This is a genomic window from Escherichia sp. MOD1-EC6842, from assembly GCF_002965705.1.
GTDB lineage: Bacteria > Pseudomonadota > Gammaproteobacteria > Enterobacterales > Enterobacteriaceae > Escherichia > Escherichia ruysiae.
In genome coordinates, this window is record NZ_PTRF01000008.1 from 25901 (window position 1) to 48169 (window position 22269).

General features: G+C 51.9%; 23 protein-coding genes. 8 read left to right on the forward strand and 15 right to left on the reverse strand.

The window, feature by feature from the left end; genetic code table 11:
* Positions 1-97: 97 nt before the first annotated feature.
* The 8 genes from nirC (at position 98) to frlR (ending at position 7914) form a co-directional block, all read left to right on the forward strand.
* The gene (gene nirC, locus A7Z29_RS11565; RefSeq protein ID WP_000493563.1) at positions 98-904 is read left to right on the forward strand and encodes a nitrite transporter NirC; all 807 of its coding nucleotides are present in this window, start codon (positions 98-100) and stop codon (positions 902-904) included.
* An 18-nt stretch (positions 905-922) separates the two neighbouring features.
* Positions 923-2296, forward strand: coding sequence for a siroheme synthase CysG (gene cysG, locus A7Z29_RS11570; protein WP_105280498.1), 1374 nt, complete (start codon positions 923-925; stop codon positions 2294-2296).
* Positions 2297-2575: 279 nt separating this feature from the next.
* Positions 2576-2743 (forward strand): YhfL family protein, encoded by a 168-nt coding sequence (locus A7Z29_RS11575; RefSeq protein WP_001031834.1) that lies wholly within the window; start codon positions 2576-2578, stop codon positions 2741-2743.
* Positions 2744-3038: 295 nt separating this feature from the next.
* Entirely contained in the window at positions 3039-4376 is a 1338-nt protein-coding gene (gene frlA, locus A7Z29_RS11580) for a fructoselysine/psicoselysine transporter (protein ID WP_000535516.1), read from the forward strand.
* Positions 4377-4397: 21 nt separating this feature from the next.
* The gene (gene frlB / locus A7Z29_RS11585; protein ID WP_105290260.1) at positions 4398-5420 is read left to right on the forward strand and encodes a fructoselysine 6-phosphate deglycase; all 1023 of its coding nucleotides are present in this window, start codon (positions 4398-4400) and stop codon (positions 5418-5420) included.
* A gap of 50 nt (positions 5421-5470) precedes the next feature.
* Positions 5471-6301 (forward strand): fructoselysine 3-epimerase, encoded by an 831-nt coding sequence (gene frlC, locus A7Z29_RS11595; RefSeq protein ID WP_000847849.1) that lies wholly within the window; start codon positions 5471-5473, stop codon positions 6299-6301.
* Positions 6298-7083, forward strand: a complete 786-nt coding sequence (gene frlD / locus A7Z29_RS11600; RefSeq protein ID WP_105290261.1) for a fructoselysine 6-kinase — start codon at positions 6298-6300, stop codon at positions 7081-7083. Before frlC ends, frlD begins: the two co-directional genes overlap by 4 nt.
* A 99-nt stretch (positions 7084-7182) precedes the next feature.
* The gene (gene frlR, locus A7Z29_RS11605) at positions 7183-7914 is read left to right on the forward strand and encodes a DNA-binding transcriptional regulator FrlR (RefSeq protein WP_105290262.1); all 732 of its coding nucleotides are present in this window, start codon (positions 7183-7185) and stop codon (positions 7912-7914) included.
* Positions 7915-8064: 150 nt separating this feature from the next.
* On the opposite strand, the gene A7Z29_RS11610 is transcribed toward frlR, so the two are convergent.
* From A7Z29_RS11610 to aroK, 15 genes are all read right to left on the reverse strand, one after another.
* Complete coding sequence (locus A7Z29_RS11610) at positions 8065-9150, reverse strand: aminotransferase class I/II-fold pyridoxal phosphate-dependent enzyme (protein WP_105290263.1); 1086 nt, start codon at positions 9148-9150, stop codon at positions 8065-8067.
* A gap of 11 nt (positions 9151-9161) precedes the next feature.
* Positions 9162-10466, reverse strand: a complete 1305-nt coding sequence (locus tag A7Z29_RS11615) for a YhfT family protein (RefSeq protein ID WP_105290264.1) — start codon at positions 10464-10466, stop codon at positions 9162-9164.
* 11 nt (positions 10467-10477) lie between these two features.
* Positions 10478-10831 carry a DUF2620 domain-containing protein gene (locus A7Z29_RS11620; protein WP_000719728.1) on the reverse strand — a complete coding sequence of 118 codons (354 nt, stop codon included), beginning with the start codon at positions 10829-10831 and terminating at the stop codon, positions 10478-10480.
* A 10-nt stretch (positions 10832-10841) separates the two neighbouring features.
* Entirely contained in the window at positions 10842-11720 is an 879-nt protein-coding gene (locus tag A7Z29_RS11625; RefSeq protein ID WP_085461330.1) for a phosphotriesterase-related protein, read from the reverse strand.
* On the reverse strand, positions 11717-12943 hold the full coding sequence (locus A7Z29_RS11630; RefSeq protein WP_085461331.1) for a phosphopentomutase: 1227 nt from the start codon (positions 12941-12943) through the stop codon (positions 11717-11719). Before A7Z29_RS11630 ends, A7Z29_RS11625 begins: the two co-directional genes overlap by 4 nt.
* Positions 12944-14107, reverse strand: a complete 1164-nt coding sequence (locus A7Z29_RS11635; RefSeq protein ID WP_105290265.1) for a YhfX family PLP-dependent enzyme — start codon at positions 14105-14107, stop codon at positions 12944-12946.
* A gap of 83 nt (positions 14108-14190) precedes the next feature.
* Positions 14191-14553, reverse strand: coding sequence for a PRD domain-containing protein (locus A7Z29_RS11640; RefSeq protein WP_001491358.1), 363 nt, complete (start codon positions 14551-14553; stop codon positions 14191-14193).
* Between the two features lie 16 nt (positions 14554-14569).
* Positions 14570-15475, reverse strand: a complete 906-nt coding sequence (gene yhfZ, locus A7Z29_RS11645) for a GntR family transcriptional regulator YhfZ (RefSeq protein ID WP_001254799.1) — start codon at positions 15473-15475, stop codon at positions 14570-14572.
* Between the two features lie 161 nt (positions 15476-15636).
* A complete protein-coding gene (gene trpS / locus A7Z29_RS11650) occupies positions 15637-16641 on the reverse strand; it encodes a tryptophan--tRNA ligase (protein WP_105290266.1) in 1005 nt (334 codons plus the stop codon).
* Positions 16634-17392 carry a phosphoglycolate phosphatase gene (gph, locus tag A7Z29_RS11655; protein ID WP_000032690.1) on the reverse strand — a complete coding sequence of 253 codons (759 nt, stop codon included), beginning with the start codon at positions 17390-17392 and terminating at the stop codon, positions 16634-16636. Before gph ends, trpS begins: the two co-directional genes overlap by 8 nt.
* On the reverse strand, positions 17385-18062 hold the full coding sequence (rpe, locus tag A7Z29_RS11660) for a ribulose-phosphate 3-epimerase (protein WP_000816280.1): 678 nt from the start codon (positions 18060-18062) through the stop codon (positions 17385-17387). The genes gph and rpe overlap by 8 nt, the downstream gene beginning before the upstream one ends.
* 17 nt (positions 18063-18079) lie before the next feature.
* Positions 18080-18916: an adenine-specific DNA-methyltransferase gene (gene dam, locus A7Z29_RS11665; RefSeq protein ID WP_000742146.1), complete on the reverse strand. Its 837-nt coding sequence runs from the start codon at positions 18914-18916 to the stop codon at positions 18080-18082.
* A 106-nt stretch (positions 18917-19022) separates the two neighbouring features.
* A complete protein-coding gene (gene damX, locus A7Z29_RS11670) occupies positions 19023-20324 on the reverse strand; it encodes a cell division protein DamX (protein WP_105280507.1) in 1302 nt (433 codons plus the stop codon).
* Between the two features lie 90 nt (positions 20325-20414).
* The gene (gene aroB, locus A7Z29_RS11675) at positions 20415-21503 is read right to left on the reverse strand and encodes a 3-dehydroquinate synthase (RefSeq protein ID WP_000439868.1); all 1089 of its coding nucleotides are present in this window, start codon (positions 21501-21503) and stop codon (positions 20415-20417) included.
* Between the two features lie 56 nt (positions 21504-21559).
* Positions 21560-22081, reverse strand: a complete 522-nt coding sequence (gene aroK, locus A7Z29_RS11680; protein ID WP_000818618.1) for a shikimate kinase AroK — start codon at positions 22079-22081, stop codon at positions 21560-21562.
* Positions 22082-22269 lie beyond the last annotated feature (188 nt).

Genomic DNA, 22269 nt, shown 5'->3' on the forward strand with positions numbered 1-22269 from the left:
CTTTTTGCATTGTCCTGTAATGACCTTCGGTATATTGCAGGACATTTTTTAAACTTTTTGTTTTATTTTTTGTTTTTATTTTTTAAAGGATAATCAAATGTTTACAGACACTATTAATAAGTGTGCGGCTAACGCTGCGCGCATTGCACGCCTGTCGGCAAATAACCCGCTCGGCTTTTGGGTCAGCTCCGCCATGGCGGGCGCGTATGTGGGTCTTGGGATCATCCTGATTTTCACGCTCGGTAACCTGCTCGATCCATCTGTTCGTCCTCTGGTGATGGGCGCGACCTTTGGTATCGCCTTAACGCTGGTAATTATCGCCGGTTCTGAACTGTTCACCGGACACACCATGTTCCTCACCTTTGGGGTGAAAGCGGGCACCATTAGCCACGGGCAAATGTGGGCAATCCTGCCGCAAACCTGGCTGGGTAACCTGGTAGGTTCCGTCTTCGTTGCCATGCTTTATAGCTGGGGCGGCGGTAGCCTGCTGCCGGTAGATACCAGCATCGTTCACTCCGTCGCGCTGGCTAAAACCACTGCACCGGCAATGGTACTGTTCTTCAAAGGCGCATTGTGTAACTGGCTGGTTTGCCTGGCTATCTGGATGGCGCTGCGCACTGAAGGGGCGGCGAAATTTATCGCTATCTGGTGGTGTCTGCTGGCATTTATCGCGTCTGGCTATGAGCACTCCATCGCTAACATGACGCTGTTCGCGCTCTCCTGGTTCGGTAACCACAGCGAAGCCTACACGCTGGCAGGTATTGGGCATAACCTGCTGTGGGTGACGCTGGGTAATACTTTATCGGGCGCCGTATTCATGGGATTGGGTTATTGGTATGCTACGCCGAAAGCGAATCGTCCGGTTGCGGACAAATTTAATCAAACTGAAACGGCTGCAGGTTAATCAGTAAGGGGTTTTTACGTGGATCATTTGCCTATATTTTGCCAATTACGCGATCGCGACTGTCTGATTGTCGGCGGTGGTGATGTTGCGGAACGCAAAGCAAGGTTGCTGTTAGACGCGGGCGCTCGCTTAACGGTGAATGCATTAGCGTTTATTCCACAGTTCACCGCATGGGCAGATGCTGGCATGTTAACCCTCGTCGAAGGGCCATTTGATGAAAGCCTTCTCGACCCCTGCTGGCTGGCGATTGCCGCGACGGATGATGACGCGCTTAACCAGCGCGTCAGCGAAGCCGCCGAAGCTCGCCGCATCTTCTGTAACGTGGTCGATGCGCCGAAAGCCGCCAGCTTCATTATGCCGTCGATTATTGACCGCTCACCGTTGATGGTAGCGGTCTCCTCTGGCGGCACCTCGCCGGTTCTGGCGCGACTGCTGCGCGAAAAACTCGAATCACTGCTGCCGCTACATCTGGGGCAGGTAGCGAAATACGCCGGGCAGTTACGCGGTCGGGTGAAACAACAGTTCGCGACAATGGGCGAGCGTCGCCGTTTCTGGGAAAAACTGTTCGTTAATGACCGTCTGGCGCAGTCGCTGGCAAACAACGATCAGAAAGCCATTACTGAAACGACCGAACAGTTAATCAACGAGCCGCTTGACCATCGCGGTGAAGTGGTGCTGGTTGGCGCCGGCCCTGGCGATGCCGGGCTACTGACGCTGAAAGGTCTGCAACAAATTCAGCAGGCTGATGTGGTGGTCTACGACCGTCTGGTTTCTGACGATATTATGAATCTGGTACGGCGCGATGCTGACCGCGTTTTCGTCGGTAAACGCGCGGGATACCACTGCGTACCACAGGAAGAGATTAACCAGATCCTGCTGCGGGAAGCGCAAAAAGGCAAACGCGTGGTGCGTCTGAAAGGCGGCGATCCGTTTATTTTTGGCCGTGGTGGCGAAGAGCTGGAAACACTGTGCAACGCGGGTATTCCGTTCTCGGTAGTTCCGGGTATTACTGCAGCTTCTGGTTGCTCTGCTTATTCGGGTATTCCACTTACGCATCGCGATTATGCTCAGAGCGTACGCTTAATTACCGGACACTTAAAAACCGGTGGTGAGCTGGACTGGGAAAACCTGGCAGCAGAAAAACAGACGCTGGTATTCTATATGGGACTAAATCAGGCTGCGACCATTCAGCAAAAATTGATTGAACACGGAATGCCAGGCGAAATGCCAGTGGCGATTGTCGAAAACGGGACGGCGGTAACGCAACGCGTGATTGACGGTACGCTCGCGCAGCTGGGCGATCTGGCGCAGCAAATGAACAGTCCATCATTAATTATTATTGGCCGGGTTGTTGGTTTGCGCGATAAATTAAACTGGTTCTCAAACCATTAATTTAAACAAATTTAATTAAGGTCAGATATTTCTGACCTTTTTTTATTTACAATAATCACCATATTAATTTTTATCTTCATTAGACATAAAACAACTTTTTAACTAATTCCTTATTTTAATAACTACCTACAGTTACAGGGGCTTACAAATATAATCGAAATATTAATAGCCCACTCACTGACGTGTAATAGATATTCCTGTATTGTCTCTAACGAGCTGTTTGCTTATATTCATATAATTAATGAATATTACTCGATATATTTTACATAGGGAATGAAAATGAACAAATTTATTAAAGTAGCACTGGTAGGTGCGGTACTGGCTACATTGACTGCATGTACTGGTCATATCGAAAACCGTGATAAAAACTGCTCTTACGACTACCTGCTGCACCCGGCAATTTCTATTTCTAAAATCATTGGCGGCTGCGGTCCTACTGCACAGTAATCTCTTAATAGAAATCGGTTAATGTCGGTTTAATTGCCTGACGCCCTCTGGATCCCCCGAGGGCGTATTTGTTTCTATGCCCTTCTTTCCCCCTGCCTGTAAAAATAATTTCATTTTAATTTCAATGCGATAGTCATTCACTCCCGCCACAACACGATCCTGTGCAAAATTTTGTGATCTTCCTCCACAACACATAACATTATATGTTGTTATATTCATAATGCATTGTCATATTACCTTTTAAATGACTGCAAACTCTCCCCTACAACGTGTTGGACAAGAAAAAGGTATCGCTATGGGAAGCCAGGAACTCCAACGCAAGCTCGGATTTTGGGCCGTTCTTGCAATCGCCGTCGGGACAACCGTCGGCTCCGGTATTTTCGTCTCCGTGGGTGAAGTCGCTAAAGCGGCGGGAACGCCGTGGTTGACGGTGCTCGCTTTTGTCATCGGCGGGTTAATTGTGATCCCGCAAATGTGCGTCTATGCGGAGCTATCAACCGCTTATCCGGAAAATGGCGCAGATTATGTTTATTTAAAAAATGCCGGTAGCCGACCGCTGGCTTTTCTCTCCGGCTGGGCCAGCTTCTGGGCCAACGATGCGCCTTCACTGTCAATCATGGCGCTGGCGATTGTCAGCAATCTTGGCTTTTTAACGCCTATCGATCCTCTGCTCGGTAAATTTATCGCCGCCGGGTTAATTATCGCCTTTATGCTGCTGCATCTGCGATCCGTCGAAGGCGGCGCAGCGTTTCAGACGCTGATTACCATCGCCAAAATTATCCCGTTCACTATCGTCATTGGCCTTGGGATCTTCTGGTTTAAAGCGGAGAATTTTACCGCCCCTTCCACCACCTCGATTGGCGCGACGGGCAGCTTTATGGCGCTACTGGCGGGGATCTCTGCCACCAGTTGGTCGTATACCGGCATGGCCTCCATCTGCTATATGACTGGTGAAATCAAAAACCCCGGCAAAACCATGCCGCGAGCGCTGATTGGCTCCTGCCTGCTGGTTTTAGTGCTTTACACCCTGCTGGCGCTGGTGATTTCCGGGCTGATGCCCTTCGATAAACTCGCCAACTCTGAAACGCCGATTTCCGACGCCCTGACCTGGATCCCCGCACTCGGCAGCACCGCCGGGATCTTCGTTGCCGTCACGGCGATGATCGTCATTCTCGGCTCGCTTTCCAGTTGCGTGATGTACCAGCCGCGCCTGGAATACGCGATGGCGAAAGACAATTTATTCTTCAAATGCTTCGGGCATGTGCATCCGAAATACAACACGCCAGATGTTTCCATCATCCTGCAAGGGGCGCTTGGGATCTTCTTCATCTTCGTTTCCGATCTCACCAGCCTGCTGGGCTACTTCACGCTGGTGATGTGTTTCAAAAACACCCTCACCTTCGGCTCCATCATCTGGTGTCGTAAACGCGACGATTACAAACCGCTGTGGCGTACTCCGGCTTTCGGGCTGATGACTACCCTCGCCATTGCATCAAGCCTCATTCTGGTTGCCTCAACTTTTGTCTGGGCACCTATTCCCGGCCTTATCTGCGCCGTCATCGTTATTGCTACTGGTCTGCCTGCTTACGCCTTCTGGGCGAAGCGGAGCCGCCAGCTCAACGCTTTGTCGTAATGTTATCTGGAGAAAAGTGAAATGTTAGATATTGATAAAAGCACCGTGGACTTTCTGGTCACCGAAAATATGGTTCAGGAAGTAGAAAAAGTACTCACCCATGACGTTCCGCTGGTACATACCATCGTGGAAGAGATGGTGAAGCGCGACATTGATCGTATTTATTTCGTTGCCTGCGGATCGCCGCTCAACGCGGCGCAAACGGCGAAACATCTGGCGGATCGTTTTTCCGATCTTCAGGTCTACGCTATTTCCGGCTGGGAGTTCTGCGATAACACCCCGCATCGCCTCGACGATCGTTGTGCAGTGATTGGCGTTTCTGACTACGGTAAAACCGAAGAGGTAATCAAGGCGCTGGAACTGGGCCGGGCCTGCGGTGCACTCACTGCGGCGTTCACCAAACGCGCGGACAGCCCGATTACTTCGGCGGCAGAGTTTACCATTGATTATCAGGCCGACTGCATCTGGGAAATTCACCTGCTGCTCTGCTACAGCGTGGTGCTGGAGATGATCACCCGCCTCGCGCCAAACGCGGAAATCGGCAAGATCAAAAACGATCTTAAGCAATTGCCGGATGCGCTCGGTCATCTGGTGCGTACATGGGAAGAGAAAGGTCGCCAGCTCGGTGAACAGGCCAGCCAGTGGCCGATGATTTACACGGTTTCTGCGGGACCGCTGCGTCCGCTGGGTTACAAAGAAGGCATTGTAACGCTGATGGAATTTACCTGGACCCACGGCTGTGTGATTGAGAGCGGTGAGTTCCGCCACGGCCCGCTGGAGATTGTTGAACCGGGTGTTCCATTCCTGTTCCTGCTCGGCAATGACGAAAGCCGCCATACCACCGAACGCGCCATTAACTTTGTCAAACAGCGTACCGACAACGTGATCGTCATCGATTACGCCGAAATTTCGCAAGGGCTACATCCGTGGCTGGCGCCGTTCCTGATGTTCGTGCCGATGGAGTGGCTCTGCTACTACCTGTCAATTTACAAAGATCACAACCCGGATGAACGCCGCTATTACGGTGGTCTGGTGGAATATTAATCCCCTCTCCCGGCCTGGCAACGGGCCGGATTTACGCAAGGAGTTATCCGATGAAAACAGGTATGTTTACCTGCGGCCACCAGCGGCTGCCTATTGAACACGCATTCCGTGACGCAAGCGAGCTGGGTTACGATGGCATTGAAATTTGGGGCGGGCGTCCGCATGCCTTCGCGCCGGACTTAAAAGCAGGCGGCCTCAAACACATTAAGGCACTGGCGCAGACGTATCAGATGCCGATTATCGGTTACACGCCAGAAACCAATGGTTATCCGTATAACATGATGCTGGGCGATGAGCATATGCGTCGCGAAAGCCTCGACATGATCAAGCTGGCGATGGATATGGCGAAAGAGATGAACGCCGGTTATACGCTGATTTCTGCGGCTCACGCGGGTTATCTCACGCCGCCTGATGTTATCTGGGGGCGGCTGGCAGAGAACTTAAGCGAATTGTGCGAGTACGCGGAAAATATCGGTATGGATTTGATCCTCGAACCGTTAACGCCGTATGAATCGAACGTCGTGTGTAACGCCAACGATGTGCTTCATGCGCTGGCGCTGGTGTCTTCGCCGCGTCTGTTCAGCATGGTCGACATCTGCGCGCCGTATGTCCAGGCAGAGCCGGTGATGAGTTATTTCGACAAACTGGGCGATAAACTGCGTCATCTGCATATTGTCGACAGCGACGGAGCCAGCGACACGCATTACATCCCCGGTGAAGGCAAAATGCCGTTGCGGGAGCTGATGCGCGATATCATCGACAGAGGTTATGACGGTTACTGTACGGTGGAACTGGTGACGATGTACATGAACGAACCCAGACTCTACGCTCGCCAGGCGCTGGAACGCTTTCGTGCGCTGCTGCCGGAGGATGCGAGATGAAAAACCTGGCGACAATCGGCGATAACTGCGTCGATATCTACCCGCAACTGAATAAAGCGTTTTCTGGCGGTAATGCGGTGAACGTGGCGGTGTACTGCACTCGCTACGGCATACAACCCGGATGCATTACCTGGGTGGGTGACGATGACTACGGCACAAAGCTGAAGCAGGATCTTGCCCACATGGGCGTCGATATCAGCCATGTCCATACGAAACACGGCGTTACCGCGCAAACTCAGGTGGAACTGCACGGCAACGATCGCGTTTTTGGCGACTACACCGAAGGCGTGATGGCCGACTTTGCCCTGAGCGAAGAGGATTACGCCTGGCTGGCGCAGTATGACATTGTGCACGCGGCAATCTGGGGACATGCGGAGGACGCATTCCCGCACCTGCACGCAGCGGGCAAACTTACCGCTTTCGACTTCTCCGACAAGTGGGACAGCCCGCTCTGGCAGACGCTGGTGCCGCATCTCGATTTTGCCTTTGCCTCCGCGCCGCAAGAAGACGAGGCGCTGCGTCTGAAGATGAAAGCGATTGTGGCCCGTGGCGCAGGCGTGGTGATTGTCACGCTGGGCGAAAACGGCAGCATTGCCTGGGATGGCGAGCAGTTCTGGCGTCAGTCTCCTGAACCGGTGACGGTTATCGACACCATGGGTGCCGGAGATTCGTTCATTGCCGGATTCCTTTGCGGCTGGTCTGCGGGGATGACATTACCGCAGGCGATGGCGCAGGGAACGGCGTGTGCAGCGCAAACCATTCAGTATCACGGTGCCTGGTAGGCATAACGTTGGCGTGAGGATCTTCACGCCAACGTGCTGTTACTTGCCGGAAAACGACCCTATAATCCGTGTAATTCATTCTTTATTTCAGGGTCGATTATGTCAGCTACGGACCGCTACTCTCATCAACTGCTCTATGCCACCGTCCGCCAGCGGCTGCTGGATGATATCGCGCAGGGAGTTTACCAGGCTGGGCAACAGATCCCTACCGAAAACGAGCTGTGTACGCAGTACAACGTCAGCCGCATCACCATTCGTAAAGCCATCAGCGACTTAGTGGCGGACGGTGTACTGATCCGCTGGCAGGGTAAAGGCACCTTTGTGCAAAGTCAGAAAGTTGAAAACGCCCTGCTGACCGTTAGCGGCTTTACCGACTTTGGTGTTTCGCAAGGTAAACCGACGAAAGAGAAAGTGATCGAGCAAGAGCAGGTCAGCGCCGCGCCGTTTTGCGAGAAGCTGAATATTCCTGGCAACAGCAAAGTGTTCCGTCTCAGCCGGGTGATGTATCTTGATAAAGAGCCGCTGTTTATTGATAGCTCGTGGATCCCATTGTCACGTTATCCTGATTTTGATGCGATTTATGTCGAAGGCAGCTCCACCTATCAGTTATTTCAGGAGCGTTTTGACACGCGAGTGGTCAGCGACAAAAAGACCATTGATATCTTTGCCGCTACGCGCGCGCAGGCAAAATGGCTGAAGTGTGAACTGGGCGAACCCTTGTTTCGCATCAGCAAAATCGCCTTTGATCAGAATGACAAACCGGTGCACGTCTCCGAACTCTTCTGCCGCGCCAATCGCATCACCTTAACGATTGATAATAAAAGACATTAACCGTAGGCCAGATAAGATGCGCCAGCATCGCATCCGGCGATGCTGGCGCACTGAATTTTACATCCCGCACATTCCCCTCATCCTCCCCCTCTCCCCAGTGGGGCGAGGGGAATGTGCGGTGCGGAATTTAGCTGACGGTGCTATCCAGCATTAAATACTGGCAATACTCTCACGCAAAATCCGCAGCACCGTCTCTTCACCACTACGATTCGGATTAATGCGAATCGCGCAATGTTCTAATTGCGGATTCGCCTGGCGAAACGTTCCGGAAAGGCGATAAAAGAGCGGCGGGATCTCATATTTCGACTCCGCGCCCACCGGATACGGTAACGCACCGCGTTTCTGCGCTTCTTCCAGCACCCTGGCGGCAATCGGCTGATGAAACTCCACAATCAACACCTTCGACTGCGCATTGGCAATGACGGCACTTTTAACTTCCGGCACCGCGCCGCCGTTAAGTAAAGCCAGCAGCCGTTCAGAAACGCCCGCCTGTACCGCATGCATCACCGGCGCGAAAACCAGCCCACGCAAGACTTCCTGCGCCTGAGAGCCCTGGATCTGACTACCGCCAGAATAGAGCGTAGCGCGAATACGGTTGATAACGTCGGCATCGCCTACCACCGCACCAACACCCTCTGGCCCAAATAGCTTGAAGCAGGAAAATGTCGAGACATTCGCCCCGCATTCGCAGCCGATTCGCGCCACCTTCATTACCGCATAGTTATCATCGATTAACGCAGGAACGCCAGCCGAGCGCAACGTTGCCAGCACCTCTGCCAGAATGTAGCGATCCTGCGGCTGCTGGCGCGTATGCTGCACCAGCGCCGCATCAGGTTGTTGCTCGTCTACGACCTGCTTAAGTGCCGACAGGTCATTGAAATCAACAGTAATAAGCGTCAGCCCCATCTGTTCAATGATGACGCGTGTCGTCGGATAAACGGGCGCGTCATGCACCAGAAGACGCTGCCCTAGTTTAAGCAAAGCCGCCAGCCCGGCACGAATCGCTCCTGTGCCAGCGCCTTGCACCAGCACCGCCGCTGGCGCATGAAACGCATCTGCCAGCACCTGCTCCACACGCTGGGTAATGCGAGGCTGATTCAGCCCCGGCGTTAATCCCAAATCACCCCAGGTAAGAAATTCGCTACCAGGAAAATGGCGACAAATGCTATCCACCAGCGCAAACTGCTTCTGCTGCGCTTCAGCAATGGTCAGACTTTTCAGAGGAAACGTCTTCATAAGTGCATTCCTTAAGCCGGAACAAACAGGCCAAGCCAGTAAAGTACATTCAGCAGAATACCGGTAATCATTACTGCCACCACTGGTGCCGCCATTTTTTGTACCGGACGACCGAGAGATTCGTTGAGGAAGTAAATGGCAACCGCGATAGAGAATCCGGTATAACCCGCCATTTTAATTGCCGCGAAAATCGAGCCGACCAGCAGCGCCACTTCCATCAGCATATTCATGGCGTTACGGATGTTATCCGACGCATTACGCACCGACGGATAGCGCCCCAGCCATTTGCCAATCGAACGAAGCAGTAAGACTTCCGCCGAAATAACTACGGCGCCTAATACCGCTGCAACCATCGGATTCGGCGAGAGATAGCCCACCGCATAAACAAAGGTAAAGCCCGCAACTGCATACACGCCAGTGGCTAACGCGGTGGTGGCAATCAACGGTACAAAACCCAGCCCGCGCATAAATTCCGCCAGTGCCGCCTGATTAATCAGCGTTTGCGATTGTTCCGGTGTAACGCCTGCGGAGTACGCTTTCTCAAGGGTGAAAATAGAAACTTCGCTACCGGCAAAAATCTTCATGCTGGCAACGGCAGCAATCAATGCTCCCACGATGGCGATATACGGTAAGTTTTTGATAATCCGCGACGTGCGCTCTTCAAACACCGAAAGCCCGCTGGCATCGATGTCATTTTCATCACGATGACGCAGGTCGTGAGTAATGGCGATCCCCAGCAGCATTACCATGCCAATAAAGATTTCGATGGATTCCGGATTAAGATGCGGGAAAAAACGCACCACCACCACACGGGTCATCAACACGACGGCAGCGGCGATCAGGCTTTGCTTCCAGCCAAACTGGTAGAAAATCGCCACCAGCGGGAACAGCGCAAAAGCAGAAACCACCGGCGAGCTAAGTTCCCCAAGGCTACCTAATACATCTACCGGCAGCGCAGTCAGCAACTGGTTTACCGGCAACAGGCAAGTGAGGATCAGTACCCCCCAGATCGCGCCAAGACCAAACGCCATCAGGCTGTTTATCGCCAGTACGCCGAGAATATCGGTAGGAAGAAAAAGCAGCCATGCATTGAGCAGGCCGGTTTTCAGGGTAAAAGAGATCCCCACCGAGGCCACAAAACCAATGCTCAGACCAAAAGCGATACTCCCCGCCTCGCGACGTTTCATATAGCCTTCAATCAGTTGCGGCAGGATCGGGCGAATACCATCATGGAAAACAGCCGCCGAGCGATGCGCCAGAAATGATGTCATACCGGTCAGGCACGCCACCAGGATAATCTGGATATACAGATCCATAGTCGTGCCTTTTATTTCAGATGGTTAATCAGCATCGGAATCGCATGTTCGACGTGCTCAACGGAAAGCCCAAACGCCACTTTCCCTTCGGCGATCATTTTGGCGATATGTTCGTCTTTCGCTTTAATGCCCGGCTTGGCAATAGTGCAACTTTTGTTATAGCCAATCACCGCGATGGCAATCGACAATGCCGCACCCGCACCGGTATTACACGCGCCGATGTAGTAATCCAGTTGCCCGGATTTCACTTTCATTGCCGCTTCCATGTCGTTATGAATGAAAACTTCAAAACAGCCAGGAGCCGTCGCTTCAATAGTTTTTTTAATCTGCTCACGCTGTAAGCCTGCAACGCCAATCTTTTTCATGAGTCTGTCCTTATTGGAAAAATTGAGAGGGATTTTCACGTAACATCACATCCACATCGGCCTGACTGAATCCTGACTGGCGCAATTGCGGAATAAAGGTGGTCAATAAAAAGTCATAGCCATAACCACCGTTGGCTTTTAAATGGGAGCGGCGCGTAATATCCATCGACAGCATGACGCGGTTCAGCAACCCACGGTCGCGTAGCGCATGAAGCATCGCAATACGCTTTTCGTCCGGGTAGTAACTGTTCTTACCAATGGTGTCGAACTGCACATACGCGCCGAGATCGATCATCTTCAAAATGTTGTCGAGGTTGTCTTTCAGATCGCAGTGACCAACGGTGACGCGCGAAAGATCAACTCCGTGGGCTTGCAGTAGCGCCAGTTGTTCCAGCCCCATGGTGCTAAAAGAGGTATGCGTGGAGATCGGACGTCCGGTCTGGTTATGTGCCAGCGCGGCGGCAATAAACACCTTCTCTTCCAGCGGCGTAATCTTTCCTTCGCTGGAACCAATCTCTGCGATGATCCCGGCTTTCAGGTCGGTGCCATCGATACCCTGTTCAATTTCATCGACCATCTCTTGCGCCAGTTCCTGCACGCTGCGGGTCGCCACATGTTCCGGGAAAAACGCGTCCTGGTAATAACCGGTACAGACCACCACGTTGATCCCCGTCTCGCGCATCACATCAAGCATGAATTGCGCATTGCGCCCCATGTAGCGGTTGGTCATCTCAATCACATTACGCACGCCCTGCGCCATCAGGTCGTTCATCTCCTGACAAATGAACGCATATTGATCAAGGCGGCAATCTACGTTGTTTTTAAAGCCGGAGAGATCAATATGCAGATGCTCATGGGCAAGGGTGTAGCCGGTCGAGTCGATGGTCATAAAGAGTCACCCTGAAAGCGAAAGGACGATAAAAAGGAAGTGCCGTTTTGTGGCGGCGATGCGCGGAAAAATTCACATACTGTGGCTCCTACGTCAGAGAGCGTGGAACAAACCCCCAGACGAGTTGCAACCAGCCCTTGCTGATAAACCAGTACCGGCACCACTTCGCGGGTATGGTGGCTATGTCCAATGGTCGGGTCGTTACCGTGATCAGCCATCACGATCAGGCAATCATCCGGCTGCATCGCCTCAACAAGGCGAGTAAGGTTACGGTCAACGACCTGCAAACGTTCGGCATAACGTGCGACGTCTTCTGCATGACCGGCAAGATCGGTTTCCTGGATATTGGTGCAAATAAACGCGGTCTGATGAGCGTTAAACTCGTCGAGGGTGATATCCATAATCTGCTGGCTATCCACCAGATTTTGCCAGCTCACGCCATAAGGATTACTGACGATATCCGCTACCTTTCCCACCAGAACCGTAGGTATGCCCGCCTGATACAACTGTTGCGGCACCTGCACTTTTTCATCGACGCCGTAGCCCATATGCACGACCTGGAAGCCGTTGTCATAAGCGCCAGAACGCGGCGCATTGATGCCAATAAAACGTCCTTCTTTGCTTTCTACGGCATCGAGAATGCGCTGGCTGTCCGCTAACAGCCCCCCAAATGTGATCACTCTGCCAACCTGAACTTGCTCACGCACCACACGACCTATTTTGATGACTTCATCGAACGGTATTACGGAGAGATTGGCGGTAACGTTATAGACCTGGCCTAAATCCGCTTCGAGATTGTCACCAACTGCCACGGCCTGGTTAACCCACAGAAACTGCAACTCATCGCCACGGCGCTCTACTTGCCAGCCCGCAGTAATTAATGCTTGCTCAACACAGTCAATAACATCACGAAAGGGCATCCGCAGCGGCGGCAGTGGTCGCGTACCTAAAATTTCCTGATGTCCCATAAAGGTATCGCCACCTTCATGTTGCAGTTCCGCCACACCCCAGACTGCGGAATCCGATGGCTGCATATCTCCGGGGGCATAGCCCAGAGCATTAATAAGCCCTAACTTCTCCAGCATTGGCAGTTGTAAATGCGGTAACTCACAAAGAATGTGACCGCAAGTATTGGCTCCGGCATCCTGCGGGCGTACCCGCGTGACATCTTTCATTGCTCCCACGCCGAAGCTATCAATCACTAACACCACAAATCGCGCCATTTACGCCTCCAGAAGGTTGCCGAGGCTGTCATAACGGCCTACGATTTCCGGCGCTCTGTGCTGAATACCGGACACCAGCACGACATCACTGCGGGTAACAAAAATTTGTGTACGAAAACAGAGCATCACCGCACTACTCACCGGAAACTCTCCCGCCAAAGGCAAGGTGTAGTCGATGCTGCTGTCATCCACGGCGTTGAGATATGTTTCAGTAATGCTTTGATTTTCTGGCGTAAACACCAGCGCATGTTGCGCATGACCACGACGGTAATAGCCGCCGCCATAGCAGTAGCTATCGCCACGAAAATGATGGGATATTTCGCTTAACCAGAGCATGGCTACGCGTTCAGGCTGGTCACCCTGTTGGTTTGCCGGAATGGTGCCCGTCAGCGCATGACCAGGTTCGGCATGAGTAACACCGTATTCCGCCAGCAATGGCAGCGAAGTACAGCTGGTTGCTGAAGGTGCGTTTAATTGCTCAACAGCAACACCCGATTCCGCCAGCTGGTTGCGTGCATTGACCAACGTCTGGAGGTTCGGCGTCGGCAAAACTTTCCCGGCACTCTCATTCCATAGCAGGCAAGGGAAATGGGTAAGTCCCGCTAAATGGAGTCCTGGCAGTTTTTGGATTTCAGCGACAATTTCCTGCAACGAATGTTGAGCAAAACCACTTTCCTGTCCCGGATAAAGAAAATCATCGTCGCTATAAACTTTGAGCAGCACAGACTGAATCCGCCCCGCTTTCACCGCTGCCGCAGACACTTCCCGCGCTTTGGCAAGGGTAAACACGGTGATGACGTCGGTGCCCTGTTCAACGGCATCAGCGACCTGGTGACAAGGGATTTGCACCAGATGCCCCTGATGCGCCACCGGCAAACCTGCGCGGCGCATCACTCGCGCCTCTTTGTAATCCACCGCCACAATACCGCTGTAGCCCAGCGCCAGCAGTTTTTCCGCCAGCCACGGATTGCGACCGAACTGTTTGGTCATCAGATACAGCTCAATACCATAAAGCCGCGCCGTCTCAATCAACCGCTTACCGTTTTCCAGTACCTGATCCACGTCGATAACCCAACTGTCCGGGGCTATCTTGCCCTGCTGCCACAGGTTTAGTGCGGCAGAAATCAGTGCCGGGTTCTGGCGTTTCAATGCTTCTACAAACATCTTGTTGCCTCGTTTCTGTTCCTTGAATTAAATATTCATTTTTTTGAATATTTAGGTTGTGCGACGTGGATTTGTCGGGAGCTTCAAACCTCTTCGTTAGCAGCCATCCATAATCCATAAAGGTTGGCCAGCAAATAGCCTTCTTCACACGGGTTAACTTCCAATGCGAATTCCTTCAACAACACCTGATGCAATTGCACAACGGCTTGCCAGTGGCTGGATTGCGCCAGCTCTGCCAGCAACTCGTTATCCAGTGGCTCAATTTCTTCACCACGGCGACTGCGCATAAGTGCACTCGCCATATGTGTCATCGCCATCGTTCCTTGCTCACTGCGCACCGGCAGATGGCACTCTTTTTCCAGTACGTTGACGACCTGCATCATGCCTTTGCAGATGTCCTTATCGATGACCCCTGCATCGCAAAGCAGGTTGAGTCTGGTTTCCATTTTAGATGCCTTTCGTTTAATAACTGGGTTCCTGTTCCCCACTGACCACTCGCTGTTGATGGGCAAGCAGGGCGTGTTTATCAACAACCGCACGCAGCAATTGTTGCATCGGGTAATCATCGGCTCGCGTCAAAACCACGGCTTCAGTTGCCTGTAAAAATCGCGGATCGTCTGTGAGCGGCGTGGCTTCTAATCCCAGCATGGTCAGTTCGTTTTCCGCCACCACGTTCCAGATAACCGCATCGACATCACCTTTAACAATGCGCTGTAAACTCTCGTGATAAGAGAGATCGACTCGCTCCACATCGCTACTGCCAAAAAAGACATCGGTCATGATTTTCTGATCTGCCGAACGGTTATCCAGCCCCACGCGCTTCACGTTACCGGACTCCCCTTTACGGCAAATCAACTGGTGCTCGCCAACGTAGGTATGCGGCCCCAACTCCAGCGCAAGACATAATCCTTTTTGCGTGAGATAACTTTCTGCCGCCAGTCGCGAAACTACCGCCATGTCATAGACACCGTTAAGCAAACACTCCACGCGAATATCCGCACCACGCATATGCGCATAGTAAAAAGGAATGCCATCAAACTGAGCTTTTAATCCGCTCGCTAAACCTTCGTACAAGCGGGTATAGGGCAAGGGCATCGCACATACCACATTGTTGATATCAACATGGGTCAGCAGTGCTTTGTTATCCATCTCTACCAGATAACTGCCATTGCGCCCGCGACGTTCAATCCGTATCGCGCCGCTTGACTCCAGATTTTTTAACGCGGCCTGCGTCAGGCCGACGGACGAACGGCATTCAGTTGCCAGTTCATCTATAGTTTTCAGGCGATTACCACACTTTTCACCTAACAAATAACGAGCCAGCGTCGTGATGACGACACCTTCTTTTTTGATAAACGTTCGACGCATAATAAATTTTCAATAAAATGAATATTTATATCTTCATGAAAATGAAGATAAGGCGCAACAAGCAGATGTGGAAACGGCGAGATGCTTCACATTTTTTTGGGTTATTGCAAATAACGACGTAAAAAAACCGGGTTTCCCCGGTTTTTGGTATCAATAGTGAATTAAGGCTTCGCCACAAAACCAATCGCTTCGTAAACCGCTTTCAACGTGCGGGAAGCGTGTTCGCTGGCTTTTTCTGCGCCGTCTTTCATTACCTGTTGCAAGAAGGCTTCATCATTGCGGAAACGGTGATAACGCTCCTGCAATTCAGTCAGCATACCGGAAACCGCTTCAGCCACTTCGCCTTTCAGGTGACCATACATCTTGCCTTCGAACTGTTTTTCCAGTTCCGGAATGCTTTGGCCCGTTACAGCAGAAAGGATATCCAGCAGGTTAGAAACGCCCGCTTTGTTCTGCACGTCGTAGCGAACTACCGGCGGCTCGTCGGAGTCAGTGACCGCACGTTTGATTTTCTTCACTACCGATTTCGGATCTTCCAGCAGACCGATAACGTTATTGCGGTTATCGTCAGACTTGGACATCTTCTTGGTCGGCTCCAGCAACGACATTACGCGCGCGCCAGATTTCGGAATAAACGGCTCCGGTACTTTAAAGATATCGCCATACAGCGCGTTGAAACGCTGGGCAATATCGCGGCTCAGTTCCAGGTGCTGTTTCTGGTCTTCGCCGACCGGCACCAGATTGGTTTGATACAGCAGGATGTCCGCAGCCATCAGCACCGGATAGTCAAACAGACCAGCGTTAATGTTCTCGGCATAACGCGCAGATTTATCTTTAAACTGCGTCATGCGGCTCAGTTCGCCGAAGTAGGTATAGCAGTTCAGTGCCCAGCCTAACTGCGCATGTTCCGGCACGTGGGACTGAACAAAAATAGTGCTTTTCTCAGGATCGATACCGCAAGCCAGGTACAACGCCAGCGTATCCAGCGTCGCTTTACGCAGCTTCTGCGCATCCTGGCGAACGGTGATGGCGTGTTGGTCAACGATGCAGTAAATGCAATGGTAATCATCCTGCATGTTTACCCACTGACGCAGCGCACCCATGTAGTTACCAATGGTCAATTCACCTGAAGGCTGTGCGCCACTAAAAACGATGGGCTTAGTCATTTTTCGATTCCTGATTTTCGCTTTGCGGAAGCCCTAATGCGGGCAGAAGGTCATTTATAGAGTGATAAATTACATCAGGCTGGCTGAGATCGATAGCCTCGCCGTAGTTATATCCGTAGGTTAAGCCAACTGAAGGGCAACCGGCTGCTTTTGCTGCCTGAATATCATTGCGAGAATCGCCGACAAACAGCATCTGTTGCGGGGCAATGCCCATACGTTCAGCCACCAGTAGCAGCGGATCCGGGTGGGGTTTTTTGTTTTGTACGTCATCGCCGCCGATAACCACGCTAAAGTATTTTGCGATATCTAAGGCTTCCAGCAGCGGGGCGACGAACGGCGTTGGTTTGTTGGTAACCAGACCTAGCGGCAGGCCTTTAGCCTGCAATGCGCCCAGCGTATCGGCAACGTGCGGGAACAAAAACGTGCCTTCTTCAGCAACTTCGCCATAGTAACGATCAAACAGCTTACGCAGAATACGTACTTGTTCTTCTGCCGGAATATCGTCATCAACGGGCGGTTTGCCCATCGTTTTACGCAGCGTCGCACGTTCCTGACGCGCCCAGGTCAATGCCCGCTCCATCAGCACATCTGCGCCATTACCAATCCAGGTAATAACACGCTCTTCGCCTGCAACGGGCAACTCCAGCGCATACAGCGCCATATCTACCGCAGCAGCCAGACCGGGAGCACTGTCAACCAGCGTGCCATCGAGATCGAAGGCAACGCCGCGAATATCTTCAAACTTACTCATGACTTACCTTTGCCAGTTCACTGCGCATTTCATCAATGACTTTTTTATAGTCTGGCTGGTCGAAAATAGCGGAGCCAGCGACAAACATATCCGCGCCCGCCGCAGCGATTTCGCCAATATTGTTCACCTTCACGCCACCGTCCACTTCCAGTCGAATGTCGAAGCCAGACTCGTCGATACGACGACGTACTTCGCGCAGTTTATCTAACGTTTGTGGAATGAAAGACTGACCGCCGAAACCAGGGTTGACGGACATCAGCAGGATCACATCCAGTTTGTCCATCACGTAATCCAGATAGCTCAGCGGTGTCGCCGGGTTAAATACCAGCCCCGCTTTACAGCCATTTTCTTTAATCAGTTGCAGCGTGCGATCAACATGCTCGGAGGCTTCAGGATGAAAGGTAATGATGCTGGCACCTGCGGCAGCGAAATCCGGCACAATGCGATCAACCGGTTTCACCATCAGATGTACATCGATAGGGGCGGTAATGCCGTAATTACGCAAGGATTTCAGCACCATTGGTCCAATCGTCAGGTTGGGAACATAGTGGTTATCCATGACGTCAAAATGCACGACATCAGCGCCAGCTGCCAGGGCCTTTGCGGTATCTTCACCCAGGCGGGCAAAATCAGCCGACAGAATTGAGGGGGCAATCAAATACTGTTTCATCCGCTTCTCCTTGAGAATTATTTTTTCGCGGGTGAAACGACTCCTGGTTTGTACAAAGCCAGCAGTTCGTCCACCTTTTTACGTGTGCCGCCGTTGCTGCTTATACTGCGTCGAACTTTGACGACATGCAATTTTGCGCGTTGATACCACTCGCGCGTTAGCGCCGTATCATGGTTAGAAATCAGTACCGGGATCTGACGGTTAACCAGACCTTCGGCGATCTCCGCCAGATGCGCCTGTTGTTCAAGAGTAAAACTGTTTGTGTGATACGCCGTAAAGTTGGCGGTCGCAGATAGTGGTGCATAAGGCGGATCGCAATAGACGACAGATGCATCATCTGCGCGCGCCATGCTATCGGCATAAGACTCACAATAGAAAAAGGCATTCTGCGCTTTTTCAGCGAAGTGATACAACTCAGCTTCCGGGAAATAGGGTTTTTTGTAGCGGCCAAACGGCACGTTAAACTCACCGCGCAGATTGTAACGACACAGGCCGTTGTAACCGTAGCGGTTCAAATATAAAAACAGTACCGCCCGACGGAACGGATCCTGGCTTTTGTTGAACTCTTCGCGGAACTGATAGTAAACCTCGGCGCAATTTGTCTCAGGAACAAACAGCTCGCGGGCAGCCTGTACGTACTCATCAGTACGCATCTTCACAATGTTGTAGAGACTAATCAGGTCGCTATTGATATCGGCAAGGATATAACGAGAAAAGTCGGTGTTGAGAAACACCGACCCGGCACCCACAAAAGGTTCAACCAGACATTCACCCTTAGGCAAATGCCGTTTAATATCATCAAGCAGGGGATATTTACCCCCTGCCCACTTCAAAAAAGCGCGATTTTTCTTCATGCTGACTAACTAATTACACCTTCTCCGGCTGTGGAGAAAGCTCCGACAGCATCCAGCGCTTCAGGCAACTCCCGCAACGATAAACCATTACGGGAGATAACCTTGATTACTTCAGATCGGCCTGTACCTGACGCAGCGGTTTCGCCCATGGGTTTTTGGCCTGAACATCTGCTGGCAATGTAGATACCGCTTTTTTCGCCTCTTCTTTCGAAGCGTACACGCCAGAAACCAGTACATACCACGGCTGACCATTACGCGTCGTTTCATAGACAACGTAGTTTTTCAGATTCTCTTTCTTCGCCCAACCGTTCAGGTTGTCGTAGTTAGAAGAACTGCTCAGCTGCAGAGTGTAATGGCTGGACGGTGCCGATTTCAACGAACCAACATTACCTGCGGTCTTCGCTCCAGCGGCTGGTGTTGCCGTGGTTTGCGCCGGAGATGCCGTCTGTACTGGAGCCGTAGTCGCCGTCTCTTTTGGTGCTGCTGGCGTTGTGGCTTGCGTAGAAGTCGCAGCCGGTGCCTTTGTGCTCGCCACAGGTGCAGCCGGTTCAGTACGCTTCGGCGTCTGTGCTACCGGCTTCGGTTCCGTTTTCACAGTTGCTTGTGGTTTTTTCGGTTCAATCACCGCCTGCTGACGTGCCGGACGCGTGGTGGTCGGCCGTTCAGCGGTTTGCGCTTTCGCCGTATCACGCGATACGTTGCCATTACGAACTGGCGCTACAGTTGCGGGTTCGGTTGGCAGCGTGGAGTTGACCGCCACATTGTTCAACTGCTGCTGATTTTGCGGCTGGGTCAGCGCGTTATTCAGGTCACCCTGCACTTCAACACGTTGTTGACCATCCGTTGCCGCCGGGGTTTGCCCCTGGGTCGGCGTAGAAGAAATCGGCGGCAGAGAAACATCCTGCTGGGTATTTTCCGCAGACGTGGTTCCCGGCGCTGGCTGCACGCCATTTGCCTGATCAGTCGCATTGCCAGCAAGATCAATACTCTTCTCACCAGACGCGGTTTGATCGCTGGAAGAGGTCGAGGGGGCTTTTAGCGCAGAACCGATACCGATGATCAACAGCAGCAGAACCAGAATACCGACGCCCATCATCATATACTGACGAGAAGCCGGTTTGCTGGCTGCTTTTTTGCGCTTACGCGGACGACGCTCTACACGCTCTTCATCCACAGCGTCATCTTCGGAATCATCAATTTCTTCTTCGATTTCCGGTTCCTCATTGCGCTCTTTTTGCGCACGAGTTGGACGGCGATCGTCAGTTTCATCAAGTTCAATATCATCAAAATTGATCTGCGGTTCGCCACGTTCAGTACGTTCTGAACGCTCAGAAGATTGACGAGAACGACCAGTACGACGATCGCTGGGATCGGGTTTCAGCTCGTCTTCTGGTTTGAATTCATCCATTTAACACCCCACTAAAAGGTTAATGCTTACCACGTTGCAATTAACCTGAAGCTAATAGACCGCTGATAAGCGGCCGGACCTTTCTTGTTGTTACGCTGATTGACAATCGGTAATAGCGTTAAGAACAAGTTCGTGCGATACGCCGCCGCGAACTTCACTCTTACCAATTGCCAGCGGAAGAATTAAGCGCATCTCTCCCGCAAGGACTTTCTTGTCACGCAGCATATGCGGTAAATACGCCTGCGCGGACATTTCGCGCGGCCCATTAACCGGTAATCCAGCCCGCGTAAGCAGGGTAATAATACGCTGCGTTTCGGCAGAACTAAACTGCCCGAGACGTTCCGACGTCCGCGCCGCCATCACCATACCCGCCGCGACTGCTTCACCGTGCAACCAATTGCCATACCCCATTTCCGCTTCAATAGCATGACCAAAGGTATGTCCCAGATTCAGTAAAGCACGTAAGCCGGATTCGCGCTCGTCGGCAGCGACAACTTCTGCTTTCAGCTCACAGCAACGACGAATACAGTACGCCATTGCCGGACCATCCAGATTGAGCAGCGCATCCAGATTATCTTCCAGCCAGTTGAAAAACTCACCGTCAAGAATAATGCCGTATTTGATGACTTCCGCCAGCCCCGAAGCTAACTCTCTCGGAGGAAGCGTTTTCAGACAGTCGAGATCCACCACCACTGATGCTGGCTGATAAAAAGCGCCAATCATATTTTTACCGAGGGGATGGTTGACTGCGGTTTTTCCGCCAACGGAAGAGTCCACCTGCGACAGCAATGTCGTCGGGACTTGAATGAAGCGAACGCCGCGCTGATAGCTCGCCGCTGCAAAACCGGTAAGATCGCCTACTACGCCGCCGCCAAGCGCCACCAGCGTCGTATCGCGACCGTGCGGTTTTTGCAACAACGCCGTAAAAACGGTGTCGAGTACTGCCAGGCTTTTATACTGCTCGCCGTCAGGGAGGATAACGCTATCGACGTTAACACCCGCCTGTTCAAGTACGCTGCGAACCTTATCGAGATACAGAGGAGCCAGGGTTTCGTTGGTGACCAACATCACCTGCTCACCCGATTTCAGCGGTAAGAATGAAGCTGGTTCGTTAAACAAACCAGATGCGATGGTAATTGGGTAACTACGTTCCCCGAGAGTGACGACTATCCTCTCCATAACGCGACATCCACCTTAATTACTGTACCCGCAGACGAGTGTATATAAAGCCAGAATTAGTTGCTTTCCAGCATGTGAATAATCTGGTTTGCGACCACTTTGGCGCTTTGATCATCAGTACGAATGGTCACGTCGGCAATCTCTTCATACAGCGGATTGCGTTCATTAGCCAATGCTTCCAGAACTTCACGCGGCGGTGTTTCAACGTGCAGCAACGGGCGTTTTTTATCACGCTGCGTGCGCGCAAGTTGCTTTTCGATGGTCGTTTCAAGATAAACGACAACGCCACGTGCGGAAAGACGGTTACGCGTTTCGCGGGATTTCACAGAGCCGCCGCCAGTAGCCAGCACAATACCCTGTTTCTCGGTCAACTCATTGATGACCTTTTCTTCGCGATCGCGGAAGCCTTCTTCGCCTTCTAAATCGAAAACCCAGCCCACATCAGCTCCGGTTCGTTTCTCAATCTCTTGATCGGAATCGTAAAATTCCATATTGAGTTGTTGAGCTAACTGGCGCCCAATAGTGCTTTTTCCGGCACCCATAGGCCCAACCAGAAAGATATTGCGTTTCTCTGCCATTTTTTCGGTACTACTAAGACTATTCGTTAATGATAAACCCGCTTCGCTCAGAGAGCGCCGCAGGACATGAACTGAAACCTCATAAAATATTGCGAGAGTCAGACTGAAAATTATCTCAATACTCCAGCGGGTTTGGCAACTGAATAAATTGCCCATCCCTCTGCATATCTGGTCGCTGCAGGTGCACT